At 69.5% G+C, this 23,593-nt stretch carries 29 protein-coding genes; 15 read left to right on the forward strand and 14 right to left on the reverse strand.

Annotated features, from left to right (window positions below):
* A complete protein-coding gene (locus SM418_RS35350) occupies positions 1-1,026 on the reverse strand; it encodes a helix-turn-helix domain-containing protein (RefSeq protein ID WP_371945946.1) in 1,026 nt (341 codons plus the stop codon).
* 392 nt (positions 1,027-1,418) lie between these two features.
* On the opposite strand from SM418_RS35350, the gene SM418_RS35355 reads away from it, so the two are divergent.
* Positions 1,419-2,003 (forward strand): NlpC/P60 family protein, encoded by a 585-nt coding sequence (locus SM418_RS35355; protein WP_371945947.1) that lies wholly within the window; start codon positions 1,419-1,421, stop codon positions 2,001-2,003.
* A gap of 152 nt (positions 2,004-2,155) precedes the next feature.
* Complete coding sequence (locus SM418_RS35360; protein ID WP_371945948.1) at positions 2,156-2,680, forward strand: DinB family protein; 525 nt, start codon at positions 2,156-2,158, stop codon at positions 2,678-2,680.
* Positions 2,681-2,689: 9 nt separating this feature from the next.
* Here the strand turns inward: SM418_RS35360 and SM418_RS35365 are convergent, their stop codons facing one another.
* A complete protein-coding gene (locus SM418_RS35365; RefSeq protein WP_371945949.1) occupies positions 2,690-3,223 on the reverse strand; it encodes a GNAT family N-acetyltransferase in 534 nt (177 codons plus the stop codon).
* Positions 3,224-3,316: 93 nt separating this feature from the next.
* Here SM418_RS35365 and SM418_RS35370 point away from each other — a divergent pair, with 93 nt between their 5' ends.
* Together SM418_RS35370 and SM418_RS35375 are read left to right on the forward strand one after the other, a co-directional pair.
* Positions 3,317-3,796, forward strand: coding sequence for an RrF2 family transcriptional regulator (locus SM418_RS35370; protein ID WP_371945950.1), 480 nt, complete (start codon positions 3,317-3,319; stop codon positions 3,794-3,796).
* Positions 3,797-3,876: 80 nt separating this feature from the next.
* On the forward strand, positions 3,877-4,326 hold the full coding sequence (locus tag SM418_RS35375) for a carboxymuconolactone decarboxylase family protein (protein ID WP_371945951.1): 450 nt from the start codon (positions 3,877-3,879) through the stop codon (positions 4,324-4,326).
* A 31-nt stretch (positions 4,327-4,357) separates the two neighbouring features.
* Here SM418_RS35375 and SM418_RS35380 read toward each other — a convergent pair whose 3' ends face one another.
* Positions 4,358-4,858: a nuclear transport factor 2 family protein gene (locus SM418_RS35380; protein ID WP_371945952.1), complete on the reverse strand. Its 501-nt coding sequence runs from the start codon at positions 4,856-4,858 to the stop codon at positions 4,358-4,360.
* Between the two features lie 102 nt (positions 4,859-4,960).
* Between SM418_RS35380 and SM418_RS35385 the strand changes: the two genes are divergently transcribed.
* Together SM418_RS35385 and SM418_RS35390 are read left to right on the forward strand one after the other, a co-directional pair.
* The gene (locus SM418_RS35385) at positions 4,961-5,938 is read left to right on the forward strand and encodes an alpha/beta fold hydrolase (protein ID WP_371945953.1); all 978 of its coding nucleotides are present in this window, start codon (positions 4,961-4,963) and stop codon (positions 5,936-5,938) included.
* 150 nt (positions 5,939-6,088) lie between these two features.
* Positions 6,089-6,289: a hypothetical protein gene (locus SM418_RS35390; protein WP_371945954.1), complete on the forward strand. Its 201-nt coding sequence runs from the start codon at positions 6,089-6,091 to the stop codon at positions 6,287-6,289.
* Between the two features lie 66 nt (positions 6,290-6,355).
* Here the strand turns inward: SM418_RS35390 and SM418_RS35395 are convergent, their stop codons facing one another.
* Positions 6,356-6,886, reverse strand: coding sequence for a TetR/AcrR family transcriptional regulator (locus SM418_RS35395; RefSeq protein ID WP_371966146.1), 531 nt, complete (start codon positions 6,884-6,886; stop codon positions 6,356-6,358).
* A 12-nt stretch (positions 6,887-6,898) separates the two neighbouring features.
* Positions 6,899-8,065 carry an acyl-CoA dehydrogenase family protein gene (locus SM418_RS35400; RefSeq protein ID WP_371945956.1) on the reverse strand — a complete coding sequence of 389 codons (1,167 nt, stop codon included), beginning with the start codon at positions 8,063-8,065 and terminating at the stop codon, positions 6,899-6,901.
* Between the two features lie 126 nt (positions 8,066-8,191).
* Here SM418_RS35400 and SM418_RS35405 point away from each other — a divergent pair, with 126 nt between their 5' ends.
* The 3 genes from SM418_RS35405 (at position 8,192) to SM418_RS35415 (ending at position 10,008) form a co-directional block, all read left to right on the forward strand.
* Positions 8,192-8,776: a TIGR03086 family metal-binding protein gene (locus SM418_RS35405; RefSeq protein ID WP_371945957.1), complete on the forward strand. Its 585-nt coding sequence runs from the start codon at positions 8,192-8,194 to the stop codon at positions 8,774-8,776.
* A 421-nt stretch (positions 8,777-9,197) separates the two neighbouring features.
* The gene (locus SM418_RS35410; protein WP_371945958.1) at positions 9,198-9,482 is read left to right on the forward strand and encodes a hypothetical protein; all 285 of its coding nucleotides are present in this window, start codon (positions 9,198-9,200) and stop codon (positions 9,480-9,482) included.
* 154 nt (positions 9,483-9,636) lie between these two features.
* Positions 9,637-10,008: a hypothetical protein gene (locus tag SM418_RS35415; protein ID WP_371945959.1), complete on the forward strand. Its 372-nt coding sequence runs from the start codon at positions 9,637-9,639 to the stop codon at positions 10,006-10,008.
* Between the two features lie 303 nt (positions 10,009-10,311).
* Here the strand turns inward: SM418_RS35415 and SM418_RS35420 are convergent, their stop codons facing one another.
* Positions 10,312-10,848, reverse strand: a complete 537-nt coding sequence (locus SM418_RS35420; protein ID WP_371945960.1) for a gamma carbonic anhydrase family protein — start codon at positions 10,846-10,848, stop codon at positions 10,312-10,314.
* Between the two features lie 53 nt (positions 10,849-10,901).
* On the opposite strand from SM418_RS35420, the gene SM418_RS35425 reads away from it, so the two are divergent.
* A complete protein-coding gene (locus tag SM418_RS35425; RefSeq protein WP_371945975.1) occupies positions 10,902-11,366 on the forward strand; it encodes a nucleoside hydrolase in 465 nt (154 codons plus the stop codon).
* 302 nt (positions 11,367-11,668) lie between these two features.
* Here SM418_RS35425 and SM418_RS35430 read toward each other — a convergent pair whose 3' ends face one another.
* From SM418_RS35430 to SM418_RS35440, 3 genes are read right to left on the reverse strand one after another with little or no spacing between them, the layout of a single operon-like run.
* Complete coding sequence (locus SM418_RS35430) at positions 11,669-11,854, reverse strand: DUF397 domain-containing protein (protein WP_371945961.1); 186 nt, start codon at positions 11,852-11,854, stop codon at positions 11,669-11,671.
* Positions 11,851-12,474 (reverse strand): DUF5753 domain-containing protein, encoded by a 624-nt coding sequence (locus tag SM418_RS35435; RefSeq protein WP_371945962.1) that lies wholly within the window; start codon positions 12,472-12,474, stop codon positions 11,851-11,853. The genes SM418_RS35430 and SM418_RS35435 overlap by 4 nt, the downstream gene beginning before the upstream one ends.
* On the reverse strand, positions 12,438-12,674 hold the full coding sequence (locus SM418_RS35440) for a helix-turn-helix domain-containing protein (RefSeq protein WP_371945963.1): 237 nt from the start codon (positions 12,672-12,674) through the stop codon (positions 12,438-12,440). The genes SM418_RS35435 and SM418_RS35440 overlap by 37 nt, the downstream gene beginning before the upstream one ends.
* 132 nt (positions 12,675-12,806) lie before the next feature.
* Here SM418_RS35440 and SM418_RS35445 point away from each other — a divergent pair, with 132 nt between their 5' ends.
* Complete coding sequence (locus SM418_RS35445) at positions 12,807-13,238, forward strand: ATP-binding protein (RefSeq protein ID WP_371945964.1); 432 nt, start codon at positions 12,807-12,809, stop codon at positions 13,236-13,238.
* Between the two features lie 128 nt (positions 13,239-13,366).
* A complete protein-coding gene (locus tag SM418_RS35450) occupies positions 13,367-13,573 on the forward strand; it encodes a hypothetical protein (RefSeq protein ID WP_371945965.1) in 207 nt (68 codons plus the stop codon).
* A 28-nt stretch (positions 13,574-13,601) separates the two neighbouring features.
* On the opposite strand, the gene fahA is transcribed toward SM418_RS35450, so the two are convergent.
* The 4 genes from fahA to SM418_RS35470 all read right to left on the reverse strand — a co-directional run bounded on the left by fahA (position 13,602) and on the right by SM418_RS35470 (position 17,531).
* Positions 13,602-14,768: a fumarylacetoacetase gene (gene fahA, locus SM418_RS35455; protein WP_371945966.1), complete on the reverse strand. Its 1,167-nt coding sequence runs from the start codon at positions 14,766-14,768 to the stop codon at positions 13,602-13,604.
* On the reverse strand, positions 14,765-15,601 hold the full coding sequence (locus SM418_RS35460) for a hypothetical protein (RefSeq protein ID WP_371945967.1): 837 nt from the start codon (positions 15,599-15,601) through the stop codon (positions 14,765-14,767). The genes fahA and SM418_RS35460 overlap by 4 nt, the downstream gene beginning before the upstream one ends.
* Positions 15,598-16,809 carry a homogentisate 1,2-dioxygenase gene (locus SM418_RS35465; protein WP_371945968.1) on the reverse strand — a complete coding sequence of 404 codons (1,212 nt, stop codon included), beginning with the start codon at positions 16,807-16,809 and terminating at the stop codon, positions 15,598-15,600. The genes SM418_RS35460 and SM418_RS35465 overlap by 4 nt, the downstream gene beginning before the upstream one ends.
* Positions 16,810-16,970: 161 nt before the next feature.
* Positions 16,971-17,531 carry a MarR family winged helix-turn-helix transcriptional regulator gene (locus SM418_RS35470; protein WP_371945969.1) on the reverse strand — a complete coding sequence of 187 codons (561 nt, stop codon included), beginning with the start codon at positions 17,529-17,531 and terminating at the stop codon, positions 16,971-16,973.
* A gap of 95 nt (positions 17,532-17,626) precedes the next feature.
* Here SM418_RS35470 and SM418_RS35475 point away from each other — a divergent pair, with 95 nt between their 5' ends.
* The gene (locus tag SM418_RS35475) at positions 17,627-19,360 is read left to right on the forward strand and encodes a pyruvate dehydrogenase (RefSeq protein ID WP_371945970.1); all 1,734 of its coding nucleotides are present in this window, start codon (positions 17,627-17,629) and stop codon (positions 19,358-19,360) included.
* Here SM418_RS35475 and SM418_RS35480 read toward each other — a convergent pair.
* A complete protein-coding gene (locus tag SM418_RS35480; RefSeq protein WP_371945971.1) occupies positions 19,357-20,067 on the reverse strand; it encodes a TetR/AcrR family transcriptional regulator in 711 nt (236 codons plus the stop codon). The genes SM418_RS35475 and SM418_RS35480 overlap by 4 nt on opposite strands.
* A gap of 149 nt (positions 20,068-20,216) precedes the next feature.
* Between SM418_RS35480 and SM418_RS35485 the strand changes: the two genes are divergently transcribed.
* On the forward strand, positions 20,217-21,785 hold the full coding sequence (locus SM418_RS35485; RefSeq protein ID WP_371945972.1) for an MDR family MFS transporter: 1,569 nt from the start codon (positions 20,217-20,219) through the stop codon (positions 21,783-21,785).
* Positions 21,786-21,881: 96 nt separating this feature from the next.
* Complete coding sequence (locus SM418_RS35490; protein WP_371945973.1) at positions 21,882-23,474, forward strand: AMP-binding protein; 1,593 nt, start codon at positions 21,882-21,884, stop codon at positions 23,472-23,474.
* Positions 23,475-23,593: the final 119 nt, after the last annotated feature.

The following is a 23,593-nucleotide window of genomic DNA, read 5'->3' on the forward strand; positions in this document are numbered from 1 at the left end:
TCAGCCGACCTGGTCGTCGCGCAGGTTGTAGGGGCGGCAACCGTGGTGACCGCTTTTCGGAGCCAGCCCCTCACGGCTGATCAGATGATCGGTGCCGTAGCCGCGCCGCTGCTGGTAGGCCCAGTAGGCGGTGTGCTTCCCGCTGGTCCACCGCTCGAAGATCAGCACTTCGCGGACGCCGGCGCTGCCGCTCGCCTTGATGACGAGATCGCCGGGTCGCAGCGCCGACTGCTGGATGTAGCGGCAGTACGACGCCTGGAGCAGCGCCGAGTTGGGGCCGGGCTTCGGCAGGCCGAGCACCATCGACGCGTAGCCCGAGCCGTCCGTCCGGTACCCCTGGTGGCTGGCCGCCTGGTCGTACGGCACGCGCTGCGGACTGTGCGGATGCCACGCCCGCGTCCGCGCGAGGGCCTCCTGCCGAGTGATCACCTTGACCTGGGGACGGGCCGTCTGCGGGGACGGCTGCCCGCCGCCGTCCCCCGACACCGGCGTACCGTGCAAGGCCGCCCCGAGCGCCACTCCGGCGGCCCCGGCGGTGACCGTGCACCCCACCATGGCGCCGAGGAACAGCACCCGCCGCCCGCCTGAGCGCCCAGCCTTGGACGACCCCGCATCCTCCGGACCGGCCGCGGGCATCTCATCAGCCTGAGCCGCCGTGTCCTGCAACGGCGCTGCGTCCGCCACGGGCACCGCGTCTGCCACTTGCACCGCGTCCGCTACGGGCACCGCCTCTTCTCGCGAGGGCTGGGGGTGGCGGCGGGCCTGGTCCGCTATCTCCCAGAGGATTTCGAGGCGGCGGACGTCCGCGCCGCACAGTTCGGCGAGTGACGCGACCGCGTCGAGGGGGATCCAGGTCTCGCCGCTGAGCCAGCGCCCCCAGGACGAGCGGCTCGCGTGCGTCTTGCGTTCGAGGGCGCGGAGGTCGTACCCGGAGCCCTCTTTCATGTCGCGCAGTTCGGTGAGCAGGGTGCGCACCGCCTCCGGCAGCGCGTCGGGCAGCGGAATCGGTGGTCGGCTTCGGCTCATTCGCGATTCTCCCGCAGGTCACACCGCCGGCCGGAAGTCACCGGCCCCTATGTGCGCATCGGAAACTCGGTCAGGGCCGACCCATTATGCCCGTTCCGCAGTTGCCGTGACGAGATCCATGACTTATCACCCACGGTCCATAATTGCGCACCCGCGGTGATCGGAGCGCGTCATGCGATTCTGTCCCGTTGTCCCATCGCGGATCGTCTTGAGGTTGCGGATGTGCAGGTCAGTGCTGTCCCGGTGGGCGCGTGTCCCAACTTCCCGGGGAAGAGGGCGCATTCGGCGACGCAGTCCCTATGGTTTGCCGAGTCGATCGACGCTCCCGACCAGACGCCCCCCTCGGCGTCCCCCGAAAGATGAATTCCCCAGCCATTCACGGAGGATTATCAATGCCTTCCCCCCGTACCCTTCTCATCGGCGCCAGTGCGCTCGCGCTGGCCGGCGGCACCGCCCTCGGCCTGGCCGGGGTGTCTTCCACGTCCGCCGCGCCGGCGGCGCCCGCGCAGGGCGTCCAGTTGCAGGCGGCGGACGGGCAGGTGGCCGTGGCCGCCGTCCCGAAGGTCACCCGCGCCCAGGTCATCGCCCGAGCCAAGCTCTGGCACCCGCACACCAGCAGCCGCGTCCCCTACAGCCAGTCCCGTACCCGCGGCGGCTACCGCACCGACTGCTCGGGCTACGCGTCCATGACGCTGCGCCTGCCCAAGCCCGGCCCCAACACGGTCGGCCTCGCGTCGTCCACGTACAGCAAGCGCATCAAGATGTCCTCGCTCAAGAAGGGCGACCTGATCATCGACGCGATCGGGAGCAACACCACCCGGCACGTCGTCATCTTCGAGAAGTGGACGTCCAGCAAGCACACCGCCTACTGGGCGTACGAGCAGCGGGGCGGCTACGGCACCGACCACCGCACCCGCACGTACGGCCTGGCGAGCGGCAGCCAGTACAAGGCGTACCGGCCGAAGAACATCGTCTGAACTGACCGCCCCCCGCGAAACGCCCGGCCGTGCTCCCCGGCCGGGCGTTTCACTTTCGGCGGATCAGAAAGTCCCCACGATCTGCAATCGGCCTCCCTGCCGGGCAGATAATTGCCTGGCCGCCTGTCCTGGGCGCGGTTACGGTCCGCTGCATGACCGAAGAAACAGCGGTGGCCGAGCCACCGGACACGCTGACCGACAATCGTGACCTCCTGCTCGGCTACCTCGACTACTACCGGGCTGCGCTGCTGCGGAAGCTCGACGGCATGCCGGACGACGAGCTGCGCACCAGCCGGCTCCCGTCCGGCTGGACGCCTCTGGCCCTCCTCAAGCACCTGGCGTTCGTCGAGCGGCGCTGGTTCCGCTGGGGCTTCGCCGCCGAGCGGGTGGACGAGATCTGGGGAGATCGGGACCCGGACGACGGCCGCTGGCACGTCCGTCCGGACGAAGCGGCGGAGGAGATCAGACGACTCTTCCTGGACGAGTGCGCACGATCCCGCGAGATCGTGGCGAGCGCCGATCTGCGGGATCGGGCGCGCAGCGGTGGCGGCTTCGACTCGTCCGACCACCGGCCGGCGCTTATCTGGATTCTGTTCCACATGGTCCAGGAGTACGCCCGTCACGTCGGCCAGCTCGACATCGTCCGAGAGTTGGCAGACGGCGTCACCGGCGAATAGCCCCGCGGCTCAGTCGAGTGTTTTCACCAGGAGTTCGAACTCCAGGTCGTCCCGCTTGGGCAGGCCGAAGCGCTCGTCGCCGTAGGGGAAGGGGCTCTTCTTTCCGGTTCGGACGTAGCCGCGCCGGACGTACCAGGCGATCAGGTCCTCGCGGACGCTGATCACCGTCATGTGCATCTCCTTCGCGCCCCACTCCTCGCGCGCCAGCCGTTCGGCTTCGGCGAGGACCTGCCTGCCGAGGCCGCCGCGCTGGCGGGCGGGATCCACCGCGAACATGCCGAAGTAGGCGTGCCCGCCGCGGTTCTCCAGATGGCAGCAGGCGATCGGCCCGCCGCCGGTCTCGGCGACCAGCATCCGGCTTCCGGCGCCGCTCACCGCGTCCGCGACCATCTCCGGGTCGGTGCGCCGGCCGTCGAGGATGTCGGCCTCGGTGGTCCATCCGGCGCGGCTGGAGTCGCCGCGGTAGGACGACTCGACGAGCGTGACGAGCGCCGGGACGTCGGCCGGCGTCGCCGCACGGAAAGTCGGGTTCACAATGCTCACAGGCGGGACTCTAACGCCGGGCCCGCGGTGCCCCGGTCCGGTCCGCCGGGTTGCACGGGTAATCCTGGACGTCTAATATCCAGAATCATGCGGATGAGCGAGGGGGTCGAGTGGGCGCTGCACAGTTGCCTCAACCTGACCTGGCTTGAGCCGGGCGAGGCCGTGACGGCGGCCAGGATGGCGGCGTTCTACTCGCTGCCCGCGGCCTACCTGAACAAGCAGTTGCAGGCGCTCGCCCGCGCCGGGATCCTCGCGTCCACCCCCGGGCCGCGCGGCGGGTTCCGGCTCGCGCGCCGCGCCGAGGACATCACGATCATGGACGTGGTGACGGCGATCGAGGGGCCGGACGAGGCGTTCCGGTGCGATGAGATCCTGCGGCAGGGGCCCGGTGAGCACGAAGGGGTCGACTATCGCAAGCTGTGCGCCATCTCCCAGACGATGCGGCGGGCGGAGATGGCCTGGCGCAGGGAACTGGCCGGGCAGACCCTCGCCGAACTCCGGGAGACGGTGGAGCGCCGTCACCCGTCCGCGCCCGGCGATACCCGCTCCTGGTTCGCGAACCTGCGGACCTGATCGACAGCCGGTCGGGACGGCCTCGACCATCGGCTAATTCTGGACATCAAATATCCAGGTTTACGGAAGGAAAGCACACCATGCAGGCACGAATGAACGTCGTGAAGCCCGCCATGGCGGGGTACAAGGCCATGCTCGCGCTGGAGTCGTACATCAACGGGAGCGGCGTCCCGCACAGCACACTCGAGCTGGTCAGGCTCCGCGTCAGCCAGATCAACGGCTGCGCCTACTGCGTGAACATGCACGCCACCGACGCCAAGAAGGCCGGCGAGACCGACGAGCGGCTCTGGTCGGTCGCGGCGTGGCGCGAGGCGCCCTACTACACCGACGAGGAGCGGGCGGCGCTCGCGCTGGCCGAGGCGGCCACCCGGCTCGCAGACAACCCGGCCGGCGTCCCGGACGACATCTGGAACGACGCCGCCGACCACTACGACGAGGCGTCCCTCGCCGGCCTCGTCATGGTGATCGCGGCGATCAACGCGTGGAACCGCATCAACGTCACCGTCCGCAACCCCGCCGCCTCCCCCTGAAGGGACGGGACCGGCGGCGGGCCCGCGGTCGCTACCCGCCGGCACCCGCCTGATCGACGCGGCAGTCATCGCCGATCGGGCGGGTGATCGACCAGTAGCGGTTGAAGTGGCACTTCGACATCTTCCAGCGGCCGTCCTCGATGACGTACTCGTCGTCGTACTCGCCGGTCGTCACGGTCTCGGTGCCGTCGAGCAGGTTGACCTGGCGGAACTTCAGCGTCCAGCGGCCGGACGCGCCGGTCGCGGAGTGGACGGTGATGTCGGGGTGCATCGCGTGATGCATGTCGAGGATGACGTTCTTGCCGTCGACCTGCTGGAGCGCGATGCGCTCGAAGACCCGGGCGATGCCGTCCGCGTCGTCGAAGGAGCCGAGCCGGCCGTAGTCGATGGAGGCGCCGGAGGCGATGAAGCAGGCCCGGAACTCGCCGGGGTCCTTGGCGTCGCAGGCGCGCAGGTACCGGTGCTTGAGGGCCTTGATGTCCTCGATGGCCTCCAGGCGGGCGATGCGCTCGGCGAGATCGGGGCTCGGCATGGTTGCCGACTCTTGCCCGGCGGGGGACGGCGCGTCCAGCGCCGTCCCGGTGAACGGGAAGGGAGAAGAGCGCGGCCGGGACCGACGCCGAGGATCGTCGGTATGGGCCTTGGCGAGGAGGACGTCCGGCATCGGATGCTCGACGTCGGTGACCTCGCGCTTCACGTGGTCGAGCAGGGGCACGGGCTTCCGGTGGTGATGTGCCACGGGTTTCCGGGCCTCTGGTACAGCTGGCGCCATCAGCTTCCTGCGCTGGCGGCAGCCGGGTATCGGGCTATCGCGGTGGACATGCGCGGCTATGGCCGGAGCGGTCGTCCCGCCTCGCCGGAGGAGTACGACAGGCGTCGCACGGTCGCGGACATGGTCGGTCTCCTGGACGGCCTCGGCATCGAGGAGGCCGTCTTCGCCGGACACGACTTCGGCGCCGCTCTCGTCTGGGACCTGCCCCAATGGGCCCCTGGGCGAGTCAAAGCGCTGATGCAACTGAGCGTGCCGCGTATGCCGGTATCGAATCGTCCGCCCACGGAGCTTTACGCGCGGATGGCCGAACAGCACTTCGTCCACGTGCACTACTTCCAGGAAGAGGGACCGGCTGACGCGGAACTGGGCGCTGCACCTGAGCGCTTCCTGGCGAACGTGTTCTGGGCGCTCAGTGGTGGATACCGGTACCTCGACATCTGGCAGCACCCGAGCGAAGGCAACGGCTACCTCGATGTCCTGCCCGAGGCTCCGTCACTGCCCTGGCCATGGCTGTCACGAGACGAGTTCGCCTACTACGTCGATGAGTTCCGCCGGACGGGCTTCACCGGTGGCCTCAACTGGTATCGGGCTTACGACCACGTCTGGAGGGAGAAGCAGAGCCGTCCGGACGAGCCCGTCACCGTTCCGACGATGTTCCTCGTCGGCGAGCGTGATCCCGTCCTACAGATGATGGGGGCCAACGCCCTGAACCAGATGGAAAGCCTGGTGCCGGGCCTACGCGACGTCCACATCATCGAAGGAGCCGGTCACTTCGTCCAGATGGAAGCGGCACTTCGGGTCAACGGAGCCATGCTCGGCTTTCTCGCTCAACTCACCTGACCAGGCCCCCATCGCTCTCGGTGCTCCGGCGGCCGGGCGCGTCGCTTATCGGTGGGTAAGCGCAGGTCGGCGGGGTAGCAACAGCACCATGGCCGGCGCGGGCCGAAGCGCGGGGGCCTTGAGAAGCATCCGGAAACCGGGGGACCCGATATGAGCAAGGAACCGACCAGCAGTCCCGCCGAAGAGGACATGAGACGACGCATCCACCGTGTCGGAACGGGAGCGAGCAACGCCCCCGGTCACCTCGACGCGGACAAGGGCCCGAGCACCGACGACGCCCAGAAGGACATCGAGGGACGCATCCGGCGCAGGGGGACGGGCGGGACCGGCCATCCGGGAACGGCCGACTGACCCGGCCGGCGGTCGACGGGCGGCGGCGCCCGCCGACCGGGCGGTGACCGGCAGCGGTCGGCCGGGTCACGCCAGCAGGATCTCCAACGTGGGTTCGGACAGGTCGGAGCCGTCGTCACCCGGCATCAGGTAGCCGCCCACCCACGAGCGCAGCATGAGCCGCGCCCGCAGCCGCGCGTCCTCGCCGCCGAACCCGAGATCCTCCAGGCAGGCGGCGATGTGCCCGAGCAGTGCCCGGTCCGCGTGCCGCACCGCCTCCTCCGCGGACGGCTCGTGCTGCGCCCACAGCCGCATCGCCCGGTCGATCGGCGCGATCTCGCGGCCGAGCGCCTGGATGCGGCGCAACCGTTCGCGCGGGTCGGCAGTGCTGCCGAGGGACAGGCCCAGCACCTCGTCCGTCCGCTCGTGCGCCCACCGGTCGAGCAGCGCTCGCATCAGCTCGGGGCGGTCCGTGAAGTGCCAGTAGAAGCTGCCCTTGGTGACGCCGAGCCGCGCCGCGAGCGCGTTGATCGTCACGCCGCGCTCGCCGGCGCGGGCCAGCTCCTGGTAGGCGGCCTCGATCCAGTCGCGCCGCGCCACCCTGGTGCGGGTCGTCACGCCCACCGCCCGTCAGACGAGGACGACCGGGCCGGCGTCCAGGCCCAGCCCGATCCTGCCGTAGAGGGCGTAAGCCGCGTCCGGATCGAACACCACATGACCGGAGATCGTATTCACATCGCGCTGCGCCCGCTGGAACGGGGAGGAGGTGAACTGCGCGCTCGCGCCGGCGGCGGAGCACAGTTCGTTCACCACCCGGCGGGAGGTCGCCGCCACGTGCGCCGCGACCAGCCGTGCGCGCGCCCGCTCGTTCATGTCGAGGGCACGGCCCTCGGCGATGGCGCCGGTCACGTCCCGTAGCGCGCCCTCCAGGAGCAGCCGCGCGGCGGCCAGGTCCGCGGTCGCCGCGGCGAACCGGATCTGCCCGCTCATCAGGTCGCGCTGCCGCTCCCCGCTGTAGGCCATCACCCGCGTCGTCATCCGCTCGGTGAACCGCGCCAGCACCCCCTCGGCCACGCCGAGCACGGGCGCCGCGCCGGTGAGCGCGAACACCGGCACCAGCGGCGTCCGGTAAAGGGGCGAAGGGTTGACGCGCGACCCCGGTGACCGGCCCGCGGTCAGCTCCAGCAGCGGCACCGAGCGATGCTCGGGGACGAACACCCCCGGCACCTCGATGTCGTTGCTGCCCGTGCCCCGCATCCCGCTCGTGTGCCAGACGTCGTGGACGGTCACGTCCTCGCGCGGAAGCATGAACAGCCGCGGCTCGATCGTGTCGTCCACGGTGACCAGCGCCATGACCATCACGTGGTCGGCGTGCATGACCCCGCTTCCCCACGACCAGCGCCCGGTGACGGTGTGGCCGCCGTCCCCGCGCTCCGCCGTGCCGGACGGCGACAGGACGCACGGGATCAGACCGTAGGGCCGGTCCGCCCAGACCTCGGCCTGCGCCTGCTCCGGGAACAGCCCGACCATCCAGTTGTGCAGCGTGTAGATCACCGACAGCCACCCGGTCGACGCGCAGGCCGCGCCCACCTCCCGGCAGGCGTCCGCCATCGCCTCGAAGCCCAGCTCGGGCCCGCCGAACCGCTTGGGCACCAGCATGCCGAACAGCCCCGTGGCGGCGAGGTCCTCGATGGTCTCGTCCGGCAGCCGCCGCGCCGCCTCGGCAGCCTCGGCGCGCTCCGCCAGCTTGGGCGCGAGCTCCCGCACGCGCCGCACGATCTCGTCTCCATACTCCATAGTACGGAGACCATACTCATAGGTATGGTGGCGCGGAAGGGGTTGGCGCCAGGATTCGTCAGGGGCCGGAAGTAGCGTGGAAGGACGAGCGGCCGTCTGGAGGAGCGCCGTCTGGAGGTGGAGCGCATGACGTCGACCCCTGTCGAAGACCTGGCCACGGTGCTGGCGATGGCAGGTGACCTGGTCGCCGGCGTCCGCCCTGACCAGTGGGACGACCCGACACCTTGCACCGACTGGAACGTCCGCCAGCTCGTCTCTCACGTGGTCGCCGGTGATCGCCTGTTCGCCGCCGTCCTGCGCGGTGAGGCGCCCCCGCCGCCGGACGCGCTGGACCCGAAGAAGAGCGGCGCGCTGGGCGACGATCCTGTGGCGGCCCAGCGAACGGCCGCTCACGACCTGGTCGCCGCGGTGTCCCGTCCGGGGGTGCTGGAGCAGACCTTCCAGATCCCGGTCGGATCGGTACCGGGCGTCGCGGCGGTGCGCATACGCGCCGTCGAGGCCGTCGTCCACGGCTGGGACCTGGCCCGCGCCACCGGCCAGCAGGCCCGCTTCCCGGACGACATCGTCCAGCGGGTGCTCGAATTCAGCCGTGCCCAACTCGCCGACATCCCGCGCGACCGCACCCCCTTCGCCCCGTCCCGCCCGGCGCCTGCCGACGCCCCGCCCATCGACCAACTCGTCGCTCTGCTGGGACGTCCCGTCCGACGGTGAGCCGGGCTCCTGTGGGGGATGGCGATGGGGCCAGGTGCACGACGGCCATCGCTCATGGTGGTGCCCTCGATGCGTGTTGGCGCTATGCGCGCGGTTTCAGCCTGCGTGCTCGTCCGCTCGCTCTTCCTGGGGCTCGGCATCGTGCCCCTCTTCTTCTAAGCCCTTTCTAAGTGGTGTCCTGGCGACCGTTCTCCTAGGTGACATTGTTCGCACTAAGCGTGACCGTGGTGACTTTCGCGTGCGGGCGTGTCGCCGTAACCCGTCGCCAATGATTGGCTGACCTGCGCTTGAGTCTTCGGGCGGCAGCGGGAACGGCCGCGGCGGGATGGCCGAAAGTGGCCTGTTCGGTCCGTCTGGAGATCCTCCGTCCCCTCCTCGCTATGATCATCCAGCTTCGACACGCACATTCAGAAGGACCTTTATGAACATCGACTTCAGCGCCGATGCCGCATTCTCGTGGTACGTCGTTTTCCTGCTGGTGTCCGGCATCGCCTTGCTCGCCATGGCGGCCATCGGGGGCGGCCAGAGTGGTGGTGAAAGGCTGCTCAACCTCGTCTTCGGCGTCGGGTTCCTCGGCTACGCCGTGTACCTCGGGTTCATCTTCGACGGTGGCGACTACTTCATATTCTTCTACGCGTTCATTCTGCCGGTACTCATGCTCTTCAGGTTCCTGAAGGCAGTCTTCGGCGAGCGCCAGAGCGCCTGAAGTCAGCCCGGTACACGGTGCAGGCGGGTCGCGGGGACGGAACCCCCGGCCCGCCTGATCACCCTGATCGGCCGCACAACCAGTCCACAATCCGGCTGACCAGAGGGATACCGACGCCTCCGGAAAGACCGATGGCTCTCCTGGATTGGGATGCATGGAGTTCGAACTCGACGGACGGCGGGTGTCACTCGCCGCGAGAAGGCCGGCGTCCAGCGATTTCCGGGTTCTGGTGGACGGCGACCCGATCCCCATGGAAGTGACCAGGATCGAGAGGCATACGGGCAACCTCGGGACGCACACCCGAGAGCTCGAGGCTCAGCACCCTGCGCCGTGGGTCCGAATCGAAGGCACTCCGTGGGAACCGGATATTCGGGGCCCACGGACCGCCTACATCTTCTTCGAGCTGCCGGCCGGCTACGTGTACAACACGTCGGTGTGGCGCAGCCAGTCGGTCGGCCTGACGTTCACGGACGATTTCTCCAGCGTCGCCGTAATCTGCATCGAGTCGGTCGATACCTCGACCTGATCGCCACCTTCCAGCCGCGTGTCAAGGCTGTGGCGCGGCCAGGCTTTACGCGGGGATGGCCTCACAGACTTCACGGACCGAAGTGACGCCGTCACAAGCGAGAAAGGTGCTCATCAGCACGCAACCCTCGCGGGCCCACGACGAGCGGGTTTTCTGGTGCGACATCGACGTTTTTGCCGATGTCGACCGTGGGTTGTGTGCGCTCGGCGCCCTTGTCTACCGCTTCAGTTGAGATCACAGCCAACCGGGCAGGGTTGCTTCGTTGTGGCACCCGGCATGCGCGCGAGGGTCACCGCCGACTCTTTAGGGAGATGAGATGACGGGGCGCACCCCTGCCCCGTGGCGGGAGGCAAGTTCCTGGTAGGCCTGAGGGTTGGTGGCCACCCAGAACTCCGCGCCGGTGCCTGCGATGGGTCCCTTGACCTTGGCGGGGCTGCCAACGGCGACGACCTCGTCGGGGATGTGGGTGCCACCCAGCACCAGCGCTCCGGCGGCGATCATCGACCGGGCGCCGATCAGGGCGCCGTCCAGGACGGTGGCATGGTTGGCGATCATCGCCTCGCGGCCGACGGTGGCCCCGTGCACCAGGCACAGATGGGCCACCGTGGCACCTTCCCCGATCTCGCAAGGCAGGTCCGGCGGCGCGTGCAGCACCGCACCGTCCTGGACATTGGCACCTGCCCTGACGATCACCGGCGCGAAGTCACCGCGCAGCACGGCGTTGTACCAGACGGACGCGCCGGCCTCCACTATCACCTCACCGACCAGCGTGGCCGTCGGGGCGACGAAGGCGTCCGGGTGCACGATCGGGGTTTTCCCCTCGAACGAGTAGAGCGACATGTGGATCAACCTATCCGCCAACGTGCGGGAACTCCTAGATCCTGGCCGACTGCATCGGCCGACTCATCGTCATGGGCGGCGCCTTCGGCGGCGGTAACATAACGGCCGCCGTCGAGTTCAACATATGGAGCGACCCCGAGGCCGCCCGCCGGGTGCTGGCCGGATCCGCCGTGCCGACGACGCTCGTTCCTCTCGACCTGACTCACCGGATCTTGGTCCCTCTCGACTGCCTCAACGCCCTCGCTCGATCGGGGCCCGTGGACTCGGCCCTGGCGTCCCTCACCTCGCCCGGGCGAGCGCATTACCGTCACGAACTCGGCGTGGACGCGCTCATCGGCCACGATGAGGTGGCCGTCGCCGAGGCGATCTGGCCGGGGACGCTCGATTGCCGGTCCCCGACGGTCGACGTCGAATGCGGCCAAGGCCGCACCTGCGGCGCGACCATCGCCGACCACCGACTCGGAGGTCAGGACCAATCGGCCGGGAGAAAGATTCAGGTAGCCGTCGACCTTGCGTGAGCAGGTCCCGGTCGGCACCGGCCGCCGTGGTTCAAGGCGTCGTCCAAAGCATCATGCCCGCGTCGGTGCTATGGGCACCGGCGTAGGGACGCCTCGGCGAGGAGGGCGGGCGCGGCAGTCAGCGGCCCGGGACCTGCACCGTCCTGGCCGAAGGCTTGGGGGTAAGGACGAGGCGGCGGCGTCGGGCGCTTGCCGTCGCGGACACCGATAGCCCAGGAGAGTTACGCCAGCTTCACACAAGCGCCTCCGGTCTCGTCGCTGTGGCTGGACTTCCGTCAGATGGTTGCGTTCACGGCTTCTCCTCAGTGAGGCAGTTCGTCTCGCTTGGCCTGGGTGAGGAGGGCGGCGAAGGCTTGGGGGGTGAGGACGAGGTGCGGGGTGTCGGGGGCTTTGCTGTCGCGGATACCGACTGCTCCGTGGAATGTGGCCAGTTCTACGCAAGCGCCTCCGGTCTCGTCGCTGTGGCTGGACTTCCGCCAAGTGATCATTTGATCAGTCCTCGCATGTGGTCGATCAGCGTCCGTGACTGGTCCTCTGGGAGGGCAAGTGCCCCGATTCGGTCATAGTTTACGCTGAACTCACGTATTTCGGGCGCACGCTCGATGATCCTACCCATGCGCCCGGCCTCCATATAGACGACCTCTGTATCGCGTGCGGTCATGATGAACAGCGACCCGCTCACTCCTGGCCAGCCCGCTGAGACGGGAAGGACCCGCAGGCTTACATGCGGAAATTCGGACAGATTGAGTAGATGACCGAGTTGGTCGCGCATTGCATCTCGGCAGCCGACCTGCCACCAGAGAACGGGCTGTGCGAGGACGATCCACAGGTGGGGCGGGGTTGGCTCGTGAAGGCGTTGCTGCCGTTGCAAGCGCTCGTTGACTGCCGTTTCGATGTCGTCCACCACCCCTCCGCGCTTGAAAAGCGCGCGTGCGTAGTCCTCGGTCTGGAGGAGGCCGGGTATCACGTCGGAGCTGTAGTTCTTGATCGACGTGGCCGCCTGCTCGTACTTGAGGAAGGAACCCACGCGGGGGCGGTCGTGGCCGTCCTTGGCGTGTTCGGCGAGGGATGTCAGGAGGTCGATGTCAGGAGGTCGGCGGTGTCCCATGCCTCATCGAGAGGTGCGAGATTGGCCTGGCTGGGACGCCTGCGGCCCGCTTCCCAGTTTGAAACATGTGAGCGGGATGCGTTGGCCACGTCGCCCACCTGCTGACACGTCCAACCGTGGTTCAGACGGAGATTGCGCAGCTGAACGGCTACGAGGTCCCATAGGCACGAGCGCGGATCCAGCGAGTCGTGGCTCTCCATTATGACTCCCCCCGAAGATCTGTTGTTTTCGGTGCCATTGAAAGTGTGGCCAAAGTAACTCGCCGATCCCACGCTTGTCTCGAAAACGCGAGAGAAAGGGAGGTGGGTGAAGTGGGAATGAAAGCCTTGGGTATGGGCGAGTTGGACATTTCTTGTCTCGCGGCCGGGACGGCGCCGGGGCTGGTGCGGACGCTTGTCGAGTTCCGGCTTGCGGAATGGGGGCTGGAGAAGATCGCGGACGATATTCTGCTGATCGCCGGTGAGCTTGTTGCCAATGCTGTGGAGCACACGCCCCTGGATCGGGAGATCCGGGTCAGGTTCACGCGGGAGCCGGGTGCTGTCGTGCTCGCGGTGTGGGACTCGTCCGATGCCCTGCCGGTGGTGCGGCCGGTCACGGAACTCACGCTGGACGACATCGTGCCGGATGCTCGGGCGCTGGACGACGGGCACGACGACGGGACCGGTGGGTGGGGGTTGCCGCTCGTCCGCGCGCTGGCGTCCGACTGCCGGATCGGCAAGACCGAGCCGTGCGGCAAATGGGTGTACGCCACGGTCGCCGTCTGATGCGAAGGGCCGTGCTCTGGGGACGGACGCTGCGGCGGCGCCGGACGGCCGTACGGTGTCTCGACCAGCTCGCCGATGCGGTTAGGGCGCGCGGGTATCGGTATGTCCGGCTTTACCAGGTGGGATGGGTGCCGATGTTGTGGGTCTACGCGCGGGGCCCCGTCCGGGACGTCGGAGTCGTGGTCGGTGTGCGGGCCGCCCCCGGAGGCGGGGTCGCCTACTACGAAACCGAGCGGGGATGGGCGGGCTACCTGTTGCCGTGCGGGGAGCTTGAGGGCGCGGTCGAGCAGGTCGATCTGCTGCTCAAGCACCGCATGTTCCCGTCCACCTGGTAAACGTCCCGAGGTCGGCGCCCTCGCCCGGTCAGCGGGCGGGGAGGATGCGGCCCGTGACTTCGCCGAAGCCTATGCGGGTGCCGGATGGGCCGGGGGCGGTGGCGGTTATCGAGACCTCGTCGCCGTCCTCCAGGAAGGTGCGGGGTTCGCCGTTGATTTCGACGGGCTCCTTGCCGCCCCAGGTCAGTTCTATGAAGGCGCCCCGCTGGTCCTTGGCGGGGCCTGAGACCGTGCCGGACGCGTACAGGTCCCCGGTGCGGGACGAGGCGCCGTTCACCGTCATGTGCGCGAGCATCTGGGCGGGCGACCAGTACATCTCGCGGTAGGGCGGACGGGAGACGACCTGGCCGTTCCACGAGACTTCGAGGGTCAGGTCCAGGCCCCATGGGTTCTTCTCCTGAAGGTACGGGAGGGGCTCCGGGTCTTGCGGCGGGGTGGCTACGCGGGCCGCTTCCAAGGCAAGGAGGGGGACGACCCAATGGGAGACGGACGTCGCGAAGCTCTTTCCTAGGAACGGCCCAAGGGGGACGTACTCCCATGCCTGGATGTCGCGGGCCGACCAATCGTTGACCAGGACGACGCCGAAGACGTGTTCGGAGAAGGCGTCCGTGCTAACCGCGTCGCCCAGGGGTGAGCCAGTGCCTACTACAAAGCCGACTTCGGCCTCGATGTCCAGTCGGCGGCTCTCGCCGAAGGTGGGCGCGTCCTTGCCCTTGCGCTGCCCTGTGGGACGGACGATGTCCGTCCCGGACGGAATCACCGTGCCGGCGCGGCCGTGGTAGCCGACCGGGAGGTGCTTCCAGTTCGGCATCAGCGGCTCGGAGCCGGGACGGAACAGGCGGCCCAGGTTGGACGCGTGGTGTTCGGAGGCGTAGAAGTCGACGTAGTCGGCGACCTCGAACGGCATGTGCAGAGTGACCGCGTCCACGGGATGGACGGCCGAGTCGGGAATGTCGTCCGAGACCAGGTCGGGGATCTGTTCGCGGACCTCTACCCAGCGCTCGTGGCCCTGGGCCATGAATGGGTTCAGGGATGGTGCGGCGAAGACGTCGTCGCCGAGCGCCAGAGCCAGGTCCACGACGGAGTCGGCTACGCGGACGCCGACGCGGGGTGTCCCGCCGGGGAGAGAGAAGACGCCGTACGGGAGGTTGGCGAGCCCGAAAAGGGAGTCTTCGGGGATCGCGATGCGGGTCATCGGGGGGTCTCCTGGAGGGCGGACGACAGCAGGCCGAGGTCCGCGAGTTCGTTCAGTGGGTCGGTGATGCTGCACGTCCCGAAGGACAGGAAGCGTTCGCGGGCGGCGATCGTCCGGGCCTCGCCCAGCGACGAGACGCGGGACGCGACGGACGGGGCGTCGCGGTCGGCGAGGATCGCGGACAGTTCCGGCACCGGGCAGCCGCGCAGGGCGGCGTCGGTCGCCAGCAGCAGGTTCAGGAAGCCGTGCTGGTGGAACCCGGTAGCCGGGTCGGTGTTGCGGACGGGGTGGTGCAGCCCGGCCGTCGCCTTGAACGGCAGGTGCGCCTCCACGACCGACTCGATCGCGGTGGCCAGCTCGTTCGGGGTCGGGTAGAAATGCGCCTTCACGCCGCCGGTGCGGAACTTCGCGCGGTGCCCGCGGTCCGCGACCGCGGCGATCATCGAGGGACGGCGCTCGTCGCGCGGAATCTCGACGTAGACGGGGACATCGACGCGGCCGAGCAGGCGGAAGAACTCGTCCGGTCGCATGCCCGGCGGTACCGCCACCTCCAGGCCGCGGACGGTGACCGGCAGTTCGGCCGCTGCGACCAGGGCCTTCGCCGCCTGAGGCGGTCCGTCGGGCGCGGTGATCGATATGTCGAGGGGCTCGCCGCCGAGCAGCGGGGCCAGGTCGTCCAGCGCGGTCGCGGGCAGGACGAGGGGGCCGACCAGGCCCGCGTACCGGGCGGCGCGGTGCGCGCGGTGGGCCGGGACGGCGTCGGCGAGCGGTGCGAGGCCCGGCGGGAACACGGCCGCGTCGTCGCAGAGGCCGAGGGCGAAGGCGGGGATCATCGCCGGCCCGCCCACGTCCAGGCGTAGCCGGGGTCTTCGCAGGCCAGGCCGCCCTCGCCCAGTTCGAGCGGGTGGAAGGTGTCGACCATGACGGCGAGTTCGTCGAAGAACTCGACGCCGATGCTGCGCTCGTAGGCGCCGGGCTGCGGGCCGTGCGCGAGCCCGCCGGGGTGGACGGAGACGGAGCCCTGGCCGATGCCGGACCCCTTGCGCGCCTCGTAGTCCCCGCCGCAGTAGAACATGATCTCGTCGGAGTCGACGTTCGAGTGGTAGTAGGGCACCGGGATCGACAGCGGGTGGTAGTCGACCTTGCGCGGCACGAAGTTGCAGACGACGAAGTTGTGCCCCTCGAACACCTGGTGGACGGGCGGCGGCTGGTGGACGCGGCCGGTGATCGGCTCGTAGTCGTGGACGCTGAAAGTGAACGGGTACAGGCAGCCGTCCCAGCCGACCACGTCGAAGGGGTGCCGCGCGTAGGTCATGCGGGTGCCGACGATCCCGCGCGAGGTGCGGTGCTTGACGAGGACGTCGACGTCGACGTCGCCGCCGTCGGCGAGGAGGGGCTCGGACGGGCCGTGCAGGTCGCGTTCGCAGTACGGGGCGTTCTCCAGGAACTGGCCGTAGCGGGACAGGTAGCGCTTGGGCGGCGCGATGTGGCCGGTCGCCTCGATCGCGTAGGCGCGCAGGGGCTGGTCGCCGGTCGGCAGCCAGCGGTGCGTGGTGGACGTCGGGATGACGACGTAGTCGCCCTGCCCGGCGGAGAGCGTCCCAAAGATCGTCTCGACCGTGGCGGCGCCGGACTCGACGTAGACGATCTCGTCGCCGGTCGCGTTGCGGTACAGCGGCGAGTCGGCGGCGGACACGACGTAGGAGAGGCGCACGTCGCTGTTCGCGAGGATCACCCGTCGTCCGGTGACGACGTCGGTCCCGGCCCACGTCTCCTTGGGGAACAGTTCGTGCAGCTTGAGGTGGCGGTGCTTGAGCGGGTGGTTGGGCGTCGTCGACACGTCCGGGACGTCCCAGGTCTGGGAGTCCACGATCGCGGACGGGATTTCCCGGTGGTACAGCAGGGACGAGTCGGACGAGAACCCCTCCTCGCCCATCAGTTCCTCGAAGTAGAGCCGCTCCTCGCCGTTCCCGTCGTCGATCCGACGATGCTGGGTGTGGCGTTTCGGCGGCACGTGGCCGACCCGGCGGTAGTGGGTCATGGTCCATCGCCTCCGATGATTAACGCATTAACTATTTTCTGCCGACACTACGACTCATCTCCGCTCCAGGGAAGGGCTAACTGCGCGCACCATCCAAACGCACGCTCCGGCGCCGGTTTCACAGCGGGACCGGCATGGCGTGGCGCCAGGGTCGGCGCCGGCTAGCTGCGCTCGCGCGCGTCGAAGGACGTCCGGCCGGCGATGAGCTTGTCCAGCAGCATGATCAGCATCTGCTGCTCGGTCTCGGTCAGCGTGCCCGCCCACCGCCGCTCGCGCTCGTGCTGCCCGGCGAAGATCTCCAGCATCGCCGCGCGGCCCGGCTCGGTCAGCGAGAGGATCACCGACCGGCCGTCCCGCTCGCCCGGCGTGCGGACCATCATCCCGTCCGCGATCAGCGTCTTCGCGACGTTGGACACCGCGGCCCGGCTCATCCCGGCCAGCCTGGCGGCGCGGCCCGGCTCCAGCGGCCCGGCGAGCCAGGTCACCAGCAGCAGCCGGAACCCCGCCCACGAGTGCCCGCGCGGCCGGTGCACCGTGGACTCCAGGTCGTAGGTGACGATCGCCGAGGCCCGGTTGAGGGTGAGCAGCAGCCGGGTCGCGAGCCGGTCCCCGAACCCGAACTCCTCCGCCAGCCGCCGCCCCGCGAGGTCGACGAACGTCCAGAAGTCGAGGTCGTCGCGCTCGTCGCTCGCGCTCATCGTCCGGCCCCCTATCTGATTCATGGTTTGACCATTAAACCGGGCGCGGCCCGCGCGTGTCAGGGGAAGATCGCCGGGCATCCCCTCCGGTGCGGGACCGGCGGATCCGGGGAGGGACGATGGCGACCGTCGCCGACCAGTTCATCGAGGTGCTGCGGCAGGCCGGCGTGCGGCGCGTCTACGGGGTGGTGGGCGACAGCCTCAACCCGGTCGTGGACGCCGTCCGCCGGACGGACGGCATCGACTGGGTGCACGTCCGCAACGAGGAGGCGGGCGCGTTCGCGGCGGCGGCGGAGGCGCAGACGACCGGGCGGCTCGCCGTGTGCGCGGGCAGTTGCGGGCCCGGCAACACGCACCTGATCCAGGGCCTCTACGACGCGCACCGGTCGGGCGCGCCGGTGCTGGCGCTGGCGTCGCAGATCCCGAGCGCCCAGATCGGCAGCGGCTACTTCCAGGAGACCCATCCGGACCGGCTGTTCGTCGAGTGCAGCCACTACTGCGAGATGATCAGCACGCCGGAGCAGATGCCGCGCATCCTGCGGACGGCGATCCAGCACGCGATCGGGCACGGCGGCGTCGCGGTGCTGACGATGGCCGGCGATACCGCCGGCAAGGACGCCGCCGCGCCGACCGGCGAGCACGACTTCCTCGTCCGGAAGGGGATCGTCCGGCCGCCGTCCGACCAGGTGGCGCAGCTCGCCCGCGCGCTGAACCGGGCGCGCAAGGTGATGCTGTTCTGCGGCTCCGGCGTGAGGGACGCGCACGCCGAGGTGATGGAGCTGGCGCACAGGCTGCTCTCGCCGGTCGGGCACGCGCTGCGCGGCAAGGAATGGATCCAGTACGACAACCGCTTCGACGTGGGAATGAGCGGGCTGCTCGGCTATGGCGCCTGCTACGAGGCGATGCAGGCCGCCGACCTCGTCCTCCTGCTGGGCACCGACTTCCCGTACGACCAGTTCCTGCCTGGGAAGAACACCATCCAGGTGGACGAGGACCCAGCGAGACTGGGTCGCCGCACACCACTCGACCTGGCGGTGCACGGTGACATCGGCGAGACACTGAGGCTCGTCATGGACCAGGTCGAGCAGAAGCACGACCAGTCGTATCTGAACGAGATGCTGCATCGCCACGCGCGCGCTCTGGAGAACGTCGTGTCCGCCTACACGCGTGACATCGAGAAGCACATTCCGATCCACCCCGAGTACGTTGCGAGTGTCCTGGACGACCTCGCCGCCGACGACGCAATATTCACCGTGGACACCGGCATGTGCAACGTCTGGGCCGCCCGCTACCTCACCCCGAACGGACGCCGCCGCGTGATGGGGTCGTTCGTGCACGGCTCCATGGCGAACGCGCTGCCCCACGCCATCGGCGCCCAGTACGGCGCGCCCGGCCGCCAGGTCGTGTCGCTGTCCGGTGACGGCGGCCTCGGCATGCTGCTCGGCGAACTGCTCACCGTGAAGCTCCACCGCCTCCCCGTGAAGATCATCGTGTTCGACAACGCGTCGCTCGGCATGGTGCGCCTCGAGATGATGGTGGACGGCTTCCCCGCCTTCGAGACCGACCACGAGCCGGTCGACTACGCGGCGATCGCCGCGGCGATCGGGATCGAGTCGGCGCGCGTGGAGCGTCCGTCCGACGTCCGCACGGTGATGGAGCGCGCCCTCGCCGCGCCCGGCCCGTACCTCCTCGACGTCGTCACCGACCCGAACGCGCTGTCCATTCCGCCGTACGTCACGCCGCAGCAGGTGAAGGGGTTCGCGCTGTCCGCCGGCAAGACCGTCCTCACCGGCGGCGTCGGCAAGATGATCGACCTGGCGCGCAGCAACCTGCGCAACATCCCCCGGCCCTAGCGGAATTCGCGGGCTATCTCGGTGAGGGTCTCGTTGACTACCTCGGGCATCGTGCGGCCGCTCTGCTCGTCGATCCAGGTCACGGACGCGATGCGGAGCGCGGTCATGAAGGCGCCGGCCATGACGCGGGCGCGCAGGGGCGGGAGGCCGTCGCGGGCGGCGATCAGGTCGGCGAGGGTGCGCTCGAACTCGGCGTAGTGGGCGAGCTGCCGGGCCAGCACGGACGCGTGCTTGCGGGCGAGCCGGATCTGCACGGCCCACTGCGGGTCGAGGGGGCCGAACTGCTCCTGGACGGCGTCGAACGACGCGCGCAGCGCCGTCCAGGACGTCTCGCCCGCCGGGCGGGCCTCGAACTTCTCCAGCAGGGAGCCCATCCGCTGCTCGCCGCCGTAGAGGAGCGCGTCCTCCTTGCCGCCGAAGTAGTTGGAGAAGGTGCGCCGGGAGACGCCGGCGGCGTCCGCGATGGCCTCGACGGTGACCTCGTCCACGCCGTGCTCGACGGAGAGGCGCATCGTGGCCTCGTGCAGGGCGCGGCGCGTCGCCTCCTTCTTGCGCTCGCGCAGCCCGCCCTTGCGCTCGGGCGCCTCGCCCTTGCGCTCGGCTGTCTCGCCCTTGCGCTCGGCTGTCTCGCCCTCGCGTTCAGGCTGGCCGCCTTCGGACGCGCCCACCCCGGTTCCACGTTCTCGCAGCTCGCCGGTCGTCTCCATGGTCCGCTCAGCCTACCCCCGTAAATACTGCTCGGTGGGAAAACTTGCCCAGCGGGAATAAGATTCCCGAGTCGCGGGGTTGAAGCCTCGTTCCCCATCTCTCGCGGAGGCGTCCCTTGACCGTTCCGGCCCCGTCCAGACCCTCGCCGATGTCGCATCGGCAGGTCCTCGAAGCACTCAGCGGCCTGCTGCTGGTGCTGTTCGTGGCGATGCTGAGCAGCACTGTCGTGTCGACAGCGCTGCCGCAGATCATCGGCGCGCTCAAGGGCAGCCAGTCGCAGTACACGTGGGTCGTCACCGCGACCCTGCTGGTGTCCACGGCGAGCACCCCCATCTGGGGCAAGCTGGCCGACCTCTACGACAAGAAGATGCTGCTCCAGGTGGGCGTCGGCATCTTCATCGTCGCGTCGGCGGCGTCCGGGTTCGCGCAGAACACCGGGCAGCTGATCGCGTTCCGCGCGGTGCAGGGCCTCGGCGTCGGAGCGCTGCAGATCCTCGTCCAGATCATCATGGCCGCGATGATCAGCCCCCGGGACCGCGGCCGCTACTACGGCTACCTCGGCGGCGTGATGGCCGTCGCCACGGTCGGCGGGCCGCTGCTCGGCGGCCTGATCGTCGACTCCTGGCTCGGCTGGCGCTGGTGCTTCTTCATCGGCGTGCCGTTCGCGGTCGTCGCGTTCGGGCTGCTGCAGAAGACCCTGAAGCTGCCGGTCATCCGGCATCCGGACGTGAAGATCGACTACGTGGGGGCGACGCTGATCGCCGCCGGAGTCAGCGTCCTGCTCATCTGGATCACGTTCGTCGGCGAGAACTTCCCGTGGCTGTCGTGGCAGACCGCCGCGATGGCGGGCGGCGGGCTCGTGCTGCTGGCGCTCGCCGTGTGGGTCGAGTCCCGGGCGGCGGAGCCGATCGTCCCGCTCGACATCGTCGCGCGCCGCAACACCGCGCTCGCGATCCTCGCCAGCCTCGCGGTCGGCATGGCGATGTTCGGCGGCGCCGTGTTCCTCGGCCAGTACTTCCAGATCGGGCGCGGCTACAGCCCCACCAAGGCGGGCCTGCTCACGTTCCCGATGATGCTCGGCGTGTTCGGCGCCTCCACCATCGCCGGACGCCTCGCCAGCAAGACCGGCAAGGTCAAGCCGTACATCGTGTTCGGGACGGTCATGCTGACCGCCGGGTTCGGCATGCTGGCCACGATCGACCACACGACCTCGCTCTTCTTCCTCGGCGTCGGGATGTTCCTGGTCGGCGTCGGCGTCGGGATGACGATGCAGAACCTGGTCCTGGTCGTGCAGAACTCCGTGCACCTGCACGAGATCGGCGCGGCGAGCGGGGCGGTCACCTTCTTCCGCTCCCTCGGCGGGACGGTCGGGGTCTCGGTCCTCGGCGCGATCCTCGCCAACCAGGTCGCCGACAAGATCGCCAGCGGGCTGCGGCGGCTCGGCGTGGACCCGACCGCCGGGGGCGGCGACGCCGGCAACCTGGACGTCACGGCGCTGCCCGCGCCCGTCCAGGAGGTCGTCCGGGCCGCCTACGGCGACGCGACCGGGCACATCTTCCTCGTCTCCGCGGGTATCGCGATCGTCGGGATCATCGCGGCGTCGCTCCTCAAGCCGGTCAGGCTGCGCGACAGCCTCGACCTGGCGAAGCCTGCGGAGGCCGACGAGGCCGACGGCGCGGTCCCGGCCGTGAAGGGCGGTTCGTTGTCAGGTTCCTGATAACGGGCGGGCCGAAGAGCTGGGTTTAGGCAGAAGAGGACGAAAGCCGCTTTTTTGTACGGTCGGTATCCGGAACCACCAACCGGAGGCGGGTAGATGAGCGGACGATCGGAGTTCGGGCGCCGCGCGGCGTCGATCGCGCGGGCGGGCGGCATGTTCGCCCGGAGCGGGCTGTGGCGGCCCGGACCGCCGCTGAAGGTCGTCCGCCAGCTCGACGCCCTGCGCCGCTGGGGCACGCTGCTCGGCGGGACGGTCGCCTCCGCCGCCGCCCGCGACCCCGGCGTCGCCGCGATCATCGACGACGCCGGGGAGCTGACCTACGGCGAGGTCGACGAGCGCACCGACCGCCTCGCCGCCGCGCTCGGCCGGTTCACTGACTCGCCCCGCGTCGCGGTGCTGTGCCGCAACCACCGCGGCATGGTCGAGGCGCTCGTCGCGTGCAGCAAGCGGGGCTCCGATCTCGTCCTGCTCAACACGGGCATGAGCACCGAGCAGCTCCTCACCGTCCTGCGGCAGCAGCGGGTCGAGGTCGTGATCGCCGACGCGGAGTTCGCCGCGTTCCTCGCGGAAGTGCCGAAGACCGTCCACGTCATCACGGCGGGCGGGCCGGACTCGGAACTGGAGAACGCCATCGCCGCCGCGCCCGCCGGGCAGGCCGAGCCGCCGGCGAAGGCGGGGCGGACGATCGTCCTCAGCTCGGGCACCACCGGCAGCCCCAAGGGCGCGGACCGGCACTCGCGCCCGGGACTGTCGCCGCTCACCTCGATCCTGTCCCGCATCCCCTACCGGGTGCACGAACGGATGTTCATCGAGGCCCCGCTGTTCCACACCTGGGGCTACGCGATGCTGCAGGCGGCGATCTCGCTGCGCGCCACGATCGTCCTGCGGTCCCGTTTCGACCCCGAGCAGACGCTCCGCACGATCGAGGCCACCGGCGCGACCGCGCTCGTCGCCGTGCCGGTCATGCTCCAGCGCGTGCTGGACGTCCCGGAGAGCGCGCGGCGCAAGTACGACACGTCCTCGATGCGGATCGCCGCCGTCAGCGGCTCGGCCCTCCCCGGGACGCTCGCCACCGCGTTCATGGACGAGTTCGGCGACGTCCTCTACAACCTGTACGGGTCGACGGAGGCGTCCTGGGTCACCATCGCCACGCCCGCCGACCTGCGCGCCCGCCCCGACACCGCCGGCACGCCCCCGCCGGGGACGAAGGTCGCGATCCTCGACGAGGAGGGCCGCCCCGTCCCGCCCGGCACCACCGGGCGGATCTTCGCCGCCAACGAGCTGCTGTTCGCCGGCTACACCGGCGGCGGCGTCAAGGAGATGCGGGACGGCCTGATGAGCCTCGGCGACGTCGGCCACCTCGACGAGGACGGCCGGCTCTACGTGCACGGACGCGACGACGACATGATCGTCTCGGGCGGGGAGAACGTCTTCCCGGGCGCGATCGAGGAGGTCCTGCAGAAGCTCCCGCAGGTCAGCGAGGTCGCCGTCGTCGGCGTCCCGGACGAGGACTTCGGGCAGCGCGCCGCCGCGTACATCGTCCTGCGTGAGGGCGAGACGCTCGACGCCGACGCCGTCCGCGCCCACGTCCGCGACCACCTGGCCCGCTACGCCGTCCCCCGCGACGTCCACTTCCTGGACGCCCTGCCCCGCAACGCCACCGGAAAGGTCCTCCGCCGCTCCCTCTAGTGCGGTGTCCACCAAGGTTCACCGGTGCGTCGACTTGCGGCGTGTTGTTGGTATGAGCGCGGGCGATGTCAAGCGGCTGTTGCAACGAGGTACTCGTTGAGTGTTTGGGCTGGGGTTTT

Origin of the sequence: Actinomadura chokoriensis, assembly GCF_041463665.1 — a bacterium.
GTDB lineage: Bacteria > Actinomycetota > Actinomycetes > Streptosporangiales > Streptosporangiaceae > Spirillospora > Spirillospora chokoriensis_A.

Coding starts and splice junctions, on each gene's coding strand:
- SM418_RS35350 (WP_371945946.1), bottom strand. CDS start 1,026: ATGAGCCGAAGCCGACCACCGATTCCGCTGCCCGACGCGCTGCCGGAG.
- SM418_RS35360 (WP_371945948.1), top strand. CDS start 2,156: ATGACCGAAGAAACAGCGGTGGCCGAGCCACCGGACACGCTGACCGAC.
- SM418_RS35460 (WP_371945967.1), bottom strand. CDS start 15,601: ATGATCCCCGCCTTCGCCCTCGGCCTCTGCGACGACGCGGCCGTGTTC.
- SM418_RS35390 (WP_371945954.1), top strand. CDS start 6,089: ATGAGCAAGGAACCGACCAGCAGTCCCGCCGAAGAGGACATGAGACGA.
- SM418_RS35385 (WP_371945953.1), top strand. CDS start 4,961: ATGGGCCTTGGCGAGGAGGACGTCCGGCATCGGATGCTCGACGTCGGT.
- SM418_RS35480 (WP_371945971.1), bottom strand. CDS start 20,067: ATGGAGACGACCGGCGAGCTGCGAGAACGTGGAACCGGGGTGGGCGCG.
- SM418_RS35405 (WP_371945957.1), top strand. CDS start 8,192: ATGACGTCGACCCCTGTCGAAGACCTGGCCACGGTGCTGGCGATGGCA.
- SM418_RS35380 (WP_371945952.1), bottom strand. CDS start 4,858: ATGCCGAGCCCCGATCTCGCCGAGCGCATCGCCCGCCTGGAGGCCATC.
- SM418_RS35475 (WP_371945970.1), top strand. CDS start 17,627: ATGGCGACCGTCGCCGACCAGTTCATCGAGGTGCTGCGGCAGGCCGGC.
- SM418_RS35485 (WP_371945972.1), top strand. CDS start 20,217: ATGTCGCATCGGCAGGTCCTCGAAGCACTCAGCGGCCTGCTGCTGGTG.
- SM418_RS35440 (WP_371945963.1), bottom strand. CDS start 12,674: ATGGAGAGCCACGACTCGCTGGATCCGCGCTCGTGCCTATGGGACCTC.
- SM418_RS35400 (WP_371945956.1), bottom strand. CDS start 8,065: ATGGAGTATGGAGACGAGATCGTGCGGCGCGTGCGGGAGCTCGCGCCC.
- SM418_RS35445 (WP_371945964.1), top strand. CDS start 12,807: ATGGGCGAGTTGGACATTTCTTGTCTCGCGGCCGGGACGGCGCCGGGG.
- SM418_RS35435 (WP_371945962.1), bottom strand. CDS start 12,474: ATGGGACACCGCCGACCTCCTGACATCGACCTCCTGACATCCCTCGCC.
- SM418_RS35420 (WP_371945960.1), bottom strand. CDS start 10,848: ATGTCGCTCTACTCGTTCGAGGGGAAAACCCCGATCGTGCACCCGGAC.
- SM418_RS35465 (WP_371945968.1), bottom strand. CDS start 16,809: ATGACCCACTACCGCCGGGTCGGCCACGTGCCGCCGAAACGCCACACC.
- SM418_RS35410 (WP_371945958.1), top strand. CDS start 9,198: ATGAACATCGACTTCAGCGCCGATGCCGCATTCTCGTGGTACGTCGTT.
- SM418_RS35430 (WP_371945961.1), bottom strand. CDS start 11,854: ATGATCACTTGGCGGAAGTCCAGCCACAGCGACGAGACCGGAGGCGCT.
- SM418_RS35370 (WP_371945950.1), top strand. CDS start 3,317: ATGAGCGAGGGGGTCGAGTGGGCGCTGCACAGTTGCCTCAACCTGACC.
- fahA (WP_371945966.1), bottom strand. CDS start 14,768: ATGACCCGCATCGCGATCCCCGAAGACTCCCTTTTCGGGCTCGCCAAC.
- SM418_RS35470 (WP_371945969.1), bottom strand. CDS start 17,531: ATGAATCAGATAGGGGGCCGGACGATGAGCGCGAGCGACGAGCGCGAC.
- SM418_RS35415 (WP_371945959.1), top strand. CDS start 9,637: ATGGAGTTCGAACTCGACGGACGGCGGGTGTCACTCGCCGCGAGAAGG.
- SM418_RS35355 (WP_371945947.1), top strand. CDS start 1,419: ATGCCTTCCCCCCGTACCCTTCTCATCGGCGCCAGTGCGCTCGCGCTG.
- SM418_RS35375 (WP_371945951.1), top strand. CDS start 3,877: ATGCAGGCACGAATGAACGTCGTGAAGCCCGCCATGGCGGGGTACAAG.
- SM418_RS35490 (WP_371945973.1), top strand. CDS start 21,882: ATGAGCGGACGATCGGAGTTCGGGCGCCGCGCGGCGTCGATCGCGCGG.